This window comes from Sphingomonas sp. 1185, from assembly GCF_040544655.1.
Lineage (GTDB): Bacteria > Pseudomonadota > Alphaproteobacteria > Sphingomonadales > Sphingomonadaceae > Sphingomonas.
The window spans coordinates 134747-142649 of sequence record NZ_JBEPKL010000008.1 but is presented as its reverse complement, the minus strand read 5'-3'; the positions used below and the strand labels follow the sequence as shown (position 1 = coordinate 142649).

At 66.0% G+C, this 7903-nt stretch carries 5 protein-coding genes; 3 read left to right on the top strand and 2 right to left on the bottom strand.

Features of this window, described 5'->3' with window-relative positions; all coding sequences use genetic code 11:
* Nucleotides 1–238 precede the first annotated feature (238 nt).
* Nucleotides 239–628, bottom strand: a complete 390-nt coding sequence (locus ABIC44_RS08495) for a MerR family transcriptional regulator (protein ID WP_354294837.1) — start codon at nt 626–628, stop codon at nt 239–241.
* The gene (locus ABIC44_RS08490) at nt 625–2343 is read right to left on the bottom strand and encodes a long-chain-fatty-acid--CoA ligase (RefSeq protein ID WP_502959834.1); all 1719 of its coding nucleotides are present in this window, start codon (nt 2341–2343) and stop codon (nt 625–627) included. The genes ABIC44_RS08495 and ABIC44_RS08490 overlap by 4 nt, the downstream gene beginning before the upstream one ends.
* A 131-nt stretch (nt 2344–2474) precedes the next feature.
* On the opposite strand from ABIC44_RS08490, the gene ABIC44_RS08485 reads away from it, so the two are divergent.
* From ABIC44_RS08485 to ABIC44_RS08475, 3 genes are read left to right on the top strand one after another with little or no spacing between them, the layout of a single operon-like run.
* On the top strand, nt 2475–3611 hold the full coding sequence (locus ABIC44_RS08485) for a thiolase family protein (protein WP_354294835.1): 1137 nt from the start codon (nt 2475–2477) through the stop codon (nt 3609–3611).
* Nucleotides 3611–5938: a 3-hydroxyacyl-CoA dehydrogenase/enoyl-CoA hydratase family protein gene (locus ABIC44_RS08480; protein ID WP_354294853.1), complete on the top strand. Its 2328-nt coding sequence runs from the start codon at nt 3611–3613 to the stop codon at nt 5936–5938. The genes ABIC44_RS08485 and ABIC44_RS08480 overlap by 1 nt, the downstream gene beginning before the upstream one ends.
* 18 nt (nt 5939–5956) lie before the next feature.
* The gene (locus ABIC44_RS08475; protein WP_354294834.1) at nt 5957–7753 is read left to right on the top strand and encodes an acyl-CoA dehydrogenase C-terminal domain-containing protein; all 1797 of its coding nucleotides are present in this window, start codon (nt 5957–5959) and stop codon (nt 7751–7753) included.
* The last annotated feature ends 150 nt before the right edge of the window (nt 7754–7903 follow it).

Below are 7903 nucleotides of genomic sequence, written 5' to 3'. Positions count from 1 at the left end.
CCAGCTCCGACTAAGCCTTTGCTCTCGCAAAGACCAAGTCTGCGCAACCCTCTCCCCTCTGCGAGGGGCGAGGGACGGAAAGGCATCGCTGAATGTCGGTCGGCCCCAAATCCTCCCCATCGTCAGATGGGGAGGGGGACCAGCGAAGCTGGTGGAGGGGTGTCCCCGCCGATGGTGACACCCCTCCGTCAGTCCTTCGGACTGCCACCTCCCCTTGCAGGGGAGGAACAAGGGGCGATTACGTCCCCGCCTTCGCGATCCGTTCGCGTGCCTCGCGTTCGATCGTTTCCAGTTCGTCGACCGTCTGGACCAGCGCGGTCATTTGCTGGCGGAGTTCGCCGATCCGCGCATGGCATCGCTCGGCCAGCGCGCGCATTTGTTCGACATGCTGGGGATCGGCATCGTACAGCCGCAGGAACTCCTCGATCTCGCGCAGCGAGAAGCCCAGCCGCTTGCCGCGCAGGATCAGCTGCATCCGCGCCGTTTCCCGCTTGGAATAGACGCGCGCGGTGCCCACCCGTCGCGGCTCGATCAGCCCGCGATCCTCGTAGAAGCGCAACGTGCGCGTCGTCACCCCCAGGCTGTTGGCGACATCCTGGATGCCGCGCAACTCCTCCGTATCCGTCACTTCGCCTGTTCCCCCACCGGCCGCGCCGCCGCCGCCTTCGCCAATTCTTCCTCGACCAGTTCCTTTTTCGACAATTTGCCGATCAGGGTCTTGGGCAGGCTTTCGCGGATTTCGACTTCGCGGGGAAGCTCGATCTTGCTGACCTTGTCCTGAAGGAACACACGCAGTTCCTCGGGCGTCGCGTGATGATCGGCGGCCAGCTTGACGAAGGCCTTGGGCGACTGGCCGCGATAGGGGTCGGGGATGCCGATCACGACTGCCTCGGCGACGGCGGGATGCTCGTACAGCGCCTCCTCGATCATGCGGGGATAGACGTTATAGCCGCCGCACAGGATCACGTCCTTGATCCGGTCGACGATGAACAGATAGCCGTCCTCGTCCAGATAGCCGACATCGCCGGTGCGCAGCGCGCCGTGGATGAAGACCTGTTCGCTCTCGGTGGGCTTGTTCCAATAGCCGGACATGACCTGCGGGCCCCGCGCGCAGATTTCGCCGACCTCGCCCGGCGGCATCAGCCGGTCGGGATTGTCGCGGTCGCGGATCTCGATGATCGTGCCGGGGAAGGGCAGCCCCGCCGATCCGCCCTTGTTCTCGCCCAGGATCGGGTTGCAGGTGATGATGGGCGACGCTTCCGACAGGCCATAGCCCTCGACCAGCTTGCCCCCGGTCGTGGTCTCGAACGCCACGCGCACCTCGGCAGGCAGCGGCGCGCCGCCCGAGATGCACGCCTTGATCGCCGACAGGTCGACCTTGCGCGCCTCGGCCACGCCCGCGATCGCGTTGTAGATGGTGGGGACGGCCGGGAAATAGGTCGGCTTGCTGCGCGCGATGGTCTTGAGCACCTGGTCCAGCTCGAACCGGGGGAGCAGGATCATCTCCGCGCCGACCCGGATCGCGAAGCTGAGCACCGTGGTCAGCGCAAAGACGTGGAAGAGCGGCAGGACGCCCAGGATACGTTCCTCGCCGATCATCTCCTCGCCGCCGGTATGGATGACCATCGCATCGGCATTGGCGATCAGGTTGGCGTGCGACAGCATCGCCGCCTTGGGGCTGCCCGTGGTGCCGCCGGTATATTGCAGCACCGCCACATCGTCGGGCCTGGCCGATACCGGGGCCGGGGTGCCGCCGCGCTTCATCATCTGCGCGAAACTCAGATGGCGGGGCGAGGGGCCGGGGGCGGCGATCAACGACCGCTTGAGCAGGCGATAGGCCAGCCCCTTGATGGTCGGCAGCGCGTCGGCCACGGGACAGGCAATGACGTGGCGCAGGCCCAGCTTCTCGGCGACATGGGAGACGCGGCCGTAAATGTCGGGAATGTCGCAGGTCGCGATGATCTCCGCGCCCGAATCCTCCAGCAAATGGCACAGTTCGCGCTCGACATAGAGCGGGTTGACGTTGACGACGATGCCCCCCGCCTTCAGCGTCGCGAAATAGAGGACGGGATAATAGATGATGTTGGGCAGGCAGAGCGCGACGCGGGTGCCCTGCTTCACCCCCAGCGCCTGGAGCCCGGCGGCGGCCTTGTCGACCATCGCGCCCAGTTCGCCATAGCGGGTGATTCGGCCCATGAAGTCGATGGCGGGGCGATCCCCGTGCCGCCGTACCGTGGTCTCGAACATGTCAGTCAGCAGCCGCGGCTCGAAGACCAGGGGACGTCCCGCCGCCTGACCCGGTACACCGCCTGTCGTGGTTTCCCCGATGGCTCCTGCCGTCATCGCGTCGCTCTCCTATATCTTTTTTCGACCATACCCGGTTGTCGATTGCGGTCGAGTTGCTTATTGTCTTGACGTATAGGGTAGGTAACGCACCTTAACGTTAGGCCGCAAGCCCATAAAGAGAGGATTGGATGACCAACATCGTGATCGCAGGCTATGCCCGCTCTCCCTTCACCCAGGCTGGCAAGGGCGCGCTCGCACGGGTTCGTCCCGATGACCTGACCGCGCAGGTGATTCGCGGCCTGATCGAGCGGACCGGTGTCGATGCATCGGAGATCGAGGACATCATCCTGGGCTGCGCCTTCCCGGAAGGCGAGCAGGGCATGAACGTCGCGCGGCTGATCGGCCTGCTGGCGGACCTGCCGCTGTCGGTCGGTGGCATGACGGTGAACCGCTTCTGCGGATCGTCCATGTCGGCCATCCATATCGCCATGGGCCAGATCCAGATCGGCGCGGGCGAGGCGTTCATCTGCGCTGGCATCGAGTCGATGAGCCGGGTGCCGATGGGCGGCTATAACCCGCTGCCCAACCCTGAACTCGCCGCCGCGCGGCCCGGCGCCTATATGGGCATGGGCCAGACCGCCGAGAATGTCGCGCAGAAGTATCAGATCACCCGCGCCGAGCAGGAAAAGTTCGCGGTCGCCAGCCAGAAAAAGGCCGCCGAGGCGCGCGCCTCCGGTCGTCTGGCCGATGAGATCGTGCCGATCCACACCAAGGCGGGCGACGTCACCGAGGACGGCCTGATCCGTCCCGACACGACCGAAGAGGTGCTGTCCGGCCTGAAGCCCGCCTTTGACAAGGACGGCACCGTCACGGCGGGCACCGCCTCGCCGCTGACCGATGGTGCGGCGGCCGTGCTGGTCACGTCGGAGGAGTTCGCCAATCGCCACGGCCTGAAGATCCTCGCCCGTATCAAGGCGGTCGGCATTTCGGGCTGCGAGCCCGAGACGATGGGGTTGGGGCCGATCGCTTCGTCCAAGAAGGCACTGTCGCGGGCGGGCATCGCGTCGAGCGACCTCGATGTGGTCGAGATCAACGAAGCCTTTGCCAGCCAGGCGATCGCCTGCATCCGCGACCTGGACCTGAAGGACGAGACGATCAACAAGGACGGCGGCGCGATCGCGATCGGTCATCCGCTGGGCGCGACCGGCGCGCGTATTGTCGGCAAGGCGGCGGCGTTGCTGGCGCGCGATGGCGGCCAATACGCACTCGCCACCCAGTGCATCGGCGGCGGGCAGGGCATCGCGACCGTTCTGGAGCGTGCATGATGACTGACACGATCAACAAGGTTTGCGTGATCGGCGCAGGCGTGATGGGCGCGGGCATTGCGGCACAGGTCGCCAATGCCGGTGTGCCCGTCCTGCTGCTCGACATCGTGCCCAAGGACGGCGGCGACCGCGACGCCATCGCCAAGGGTGCGGTCGCCAAGATGCTCAAGACCGAGCCCGCGCCCTTCATGTCGCCCGCCGCCGCCAGGCTGGTCGAAACGGGCAATATCGAGGATCATCTCGACAAGGCCGCCGAATGCGACTGGATTGTCGAGGCGGTGGTCGAGCGGCTGGACATCAAGCAGGCGCTCTATGCCCGGCTGGAGGAATTGAAGCGGTCGGGGACGGCGGTGTCGTCCAACACCTCGACCATCCCGCTCGGCCATCTGCTCGAGGGGCGGTCGGAGCAGTTCAGACAAGACTTCCTCATCACCCATTTCTTCAACCCACCGCGCTATATGCGGCTGATCGAGATCGTGACCTCCGACCATACCGATGCCGGTGTTGCGGCCAAGGTCGAGCAGTTTGTCGATCACCGCATGGGCAAGCGGATCGTCCGCGCCAAGGACACGCCTGGCTTCATCGCCAACCGTATCGGCACCTATTGGCTGGCGGTCGCGATCAACGCGGCGATGGACCAGGGGCTGACCGTCGAGGAGGCCGACCAGATCGGCGGCCGTCCGATGGGCGTGCCCAAGACCGGCATTTTCGGGCTGATCGATCTGGTCGGCATCGACCTGATGCCGCTGCTCGCCAAGTCGCTATCCTCGACCCTACCGGAGGGGGATGCCTATTTCGACACGATCCGCCCGCTGCCGCTGGTCGACAGGATGATCGCGGAGGGCTTTACCGGCCGCAAGGGCAAGGGCGGCTTCTACCGCCTCGACCGCAAGCCCGACGGCACCAAGGCCAAGCAGGCGATCGACCTGAAGACCGGCGAATATCGCGCGGAGAAGAAGCCCGAGCGTCTGCCCGCCCGCGCCGAAAAGGACCTGGCCGCGCTGGTCGCGACGCCGGGCAAGGTCGGCGACTATGCCTGGGCGATCCTGGGTCCGGTGCTGTCCTATGCCGCCGGTATGGTCGGCGAGGCGGCGGACGACGTGGTCGCGATCGATGACGCGATGAAGCTGGGCTATAACTGGAAGTTCGGCCCGTTCGAGTTGATCGACCGTCTGGGGCCGGGCAAGCTGGCCGAGCGGCTGCGCGCCGAGGGCAAGCCGGTCCCGGCGCTGCTGGAGACGGCGGGCGACCGGCCCTTCTACCGCGTGGTCGATGGCAAGCGGCAATATCTGACGATCGGCGGCGACTATGAAGATGTCGTCCGTGCCGAGGGCGTGCTGCTGCTCGAGGACATCAAGCTGCGCTCCGAGCCCTTGCTCAAAAATGGCTCGGCGGCGGCCTGGGATGTCGGCGACGGCGTCGTGGCGTTCGAGTTCACCGGCAAGATGAACGCGCTCGACGAGCAGGTGCTGACCCTGCTGCAAAAGACCATCGCGCTGGTGAAGAGCCAGTATAAGGCGCTGGTCATCTATAATGAGGGCAGCAACTTCTCGGCCGGGGCCAATCTCGGCCTTGCCATGTTCGCGGTGAACATCGCGGCCTGGGGCGAGGTCGACAAGCTGGTCGTCGCGGGGCAGCAGGCATATAAGGCGCTGAAATACGCACCCTTCCCGGTGGTGGCCGCGCCGGCTGGCATGGCGCTGGGCGGCGGGTGCGAGATCCTGCTCCACGCCGATGCGATCCAGGCGCATGCCGAAAGCTATATCGGGCTGGTCGAGACCGGCGTCGGTCTGGTGCCCGGCTGGGGCGGCAATGGCGAGTTGATCGACCGCCTCGCCAAGTCGCCCAAAATGCCAAAAGGTCCCATGCCCGCCGTCATGAAGGCATTCGAGACGATCTCGACCGCGCAGGTGTCGCGCTCGGCGGCGCTGGCGAAGGACCTCGGCTATCTCCGCAAGGACGATGGCATCACCATGAACCGCGACCGCCTGCTGGCCGATGCCAAGCAGAAGGCGCTGTCGCTGGTCGAGGGCTATCAGCCGCCTGAAAAGCCGGTCTTCCGCCTGCCGGGTGCGGCGGGGCGGGTCGCGTTCAGCGGCGCGGTCGCCGACTTCGCCAAGAAGGGCGTCGCAACCCCCTATGACGTGGTGGTGGCGGGCCGTCTGGCGAACATCGTCACCGGCGGTGAGGCCGACATCATCGACGAGGTGAGCGAGGATCAGCTGCTGAAGCTGGAACGCGCCGCCTTCATGGAAAGCGTCAAGGACGCGCGGACCCAGGCGCGGGTCGAGCATATGCTCGAAACCGGCAAGCCGCTGCGCAATTGATCGGGAGAGGATAATCCCATGCAAGTCTATAACGCGCCGCTGCGCGACATGCGCTTCGTCCTCCACGAGCTGTTTCAGGAAGACGAGTTCGGCCCCGTCGCGGGGCAGGACGAATTCGGCCCCGAGCTGTACGACGCCATCCTGGAAGAGGCGGCGCGCGTCACGCAGGAGGTTCTGCTCCCGCTCAACGCCACCGGCGACATCGAAGGGTGCAAGCTGGAGAATGGCGTCGTCCGCACGCCCGCCGGGTTCAAGGACGCCTATAGCCAGTTCTGCGAGGGCGGCTGGGCCGCGCTCGCCTCGCCGGTCGAATATGGCGGGCAGGGGCTGCCCGAGGCGGTGAACAAGCTGGTCGAGGAGATGATCTGCGCGACCAACCTGTCGTTCAGCCTCTATCCCGGCCTGACGCACGGCGCCACCACCGCGCTGATGGGCCATGGCTCGGAGGACCTGAAGAGCTTCTATCTGCCCAAGATGATCTCTGGCGAATGGTCCGGCACCATGTGCCTGACCGAGGCGCATTGCGGCACCGATCTGGGCCTGCTCCGCACCCGTGCCGAACCACAGGAGGATGGGTCTTACCGGCTGACCGGCGGCAAGATCTTCATCTCGGCGGGCGACCATGACCTGACCGATAACGTCATCCACCTCGTCCTCGCGCGCACGCCCGATGCGCCCAAGGGGGTGAAGGGGATCAGCCTGTTCCTGGTGCCCAAATATCTGCCCAAGGATGACGGCTCGGTCGGCCCGGCCAACGGCGTCAGCGTCGCGGCGATCGAGCACAAGATGGGCCTGAAGGCGTCGGCCACCTGCCAGCTGGAGTTCAACGACTCCAAGGGCTGGGTCGTGGGCGAGCTGAACAAGGGCCTGGCCGCCATGTTCACCATGATGAACACCGAGCGCGTCTCGGTCGGCATCCAGGGTCTGGGCATCAACGAGATCGCCTATCAGTCGGCCGTCGCCTATGCCAAGGACCGGTTGCAGGGCCGCGCGCTGGGCGGGGCCAAGCGCCCCGACCTGCCCGCCGATCCGATCATCGTCCACCCGGACGTGCGGCGGATGCTGATGACGATGCGCGCCTATGCCGAGGGCTGCCGCGCGCTGGGCCAATGGGCGGCACGCGCGCTGGATGCCGAGGCGAATGCCATCGACCCGGCCGACCAGTCGCGCGCGGCGGACTTCGTCGCGCTGATGACCCCGGTCGTGAAGGCGCTGTTCACCGACCTGGCCTTCGACGCGGCGAACATGGCGGTGCAGGTGCATGGCGGCCATGGCTATATCCGCGACCATGGCATCGAGCAGTTCGTCCGCGACGCGCGCATCGCCCAGATCTATGAGGGCACCAACGGCGTCCAGGCGCTCGACCTCGTCGGCCGCAAGATGCCCGCGCATATGGGCCGCTATATGCGCCCCTTCTTCCATGCCGTGTCCGAACAGGTCGAGGCGCTGGTCAAGTCCGAGGACAAGGCGATCGCCGGCTGGGCGGCGGGGATGCAGCAGGCGTTCGGCGCGCTCCAGCTCAGCACGGGCATGATCGCGCAGAAGGGGATGAAGGACCCCGAGGAGGCCGGTGCCGCCGCGACCGACTATCTGCGCCTGCTCGGTCTGGTCGGCATGGGGCATTGCTTCCTGAAGTCGGCGCGGATCGCGACCGCAAAACTGGCCGAAGGCAGCGACGAGGCAGGCTTCTACAACGCCAAGCTCGCCACCGCCGGTTTCTTCTTCGATCGCATCCTGCCGCAGGCGACGGCGGCGTTCCTGGCGATCAAGTCGGGCAAGCGCTCGACCATGGCGCTGGAGCTGGAGGCGTTTTGATGGTCATGATGTCGGCGGGCCTTGATTGCGGCCCGTCGGCATTATACGCATAGGGCATTATCCTATGCGTCACATGATGAACGTATAGGGAAATCTGGGCGACCGTGAAAAGGCGGCGTCCGGCCCGGATCATCGGGCATGGAGAGGAGA

What these genes read in the sequence shown, in the direction of transcription:
- ABIC44_RS08490 (WP_502959834.1), bottom strand. Translation starts at nt 2,343, where the DNA reads ATGACGGCAGGAGCCATCGGGGAAACCACGACAGGCGGTGTACCGGGT.
- ABIC44_RS08480 (WP_354294853.1), top strand. Translation starts at nt 3,611, where the DNA reads ATGACTGACACGATCAACAAGGTTTGCGTGATCGGCGCAGGCGTGATG.
- ABIC44_RS08485 (WP_354294835.1), top strand. Translation starts at nt 2,475, where the DNA reads ATGACCAACATCGTGATCGCAGGCTATGCCCGCTCTCCCTTCACCCAG.
- ABIC44_RS08475 (WP_354294834.1), top strand. Translation starts at nt 5,957, where the DNA reads ATGCAAGTCTATAACGCGCCGCTGCGCGACATGCGCTTCGTCCTCCAC.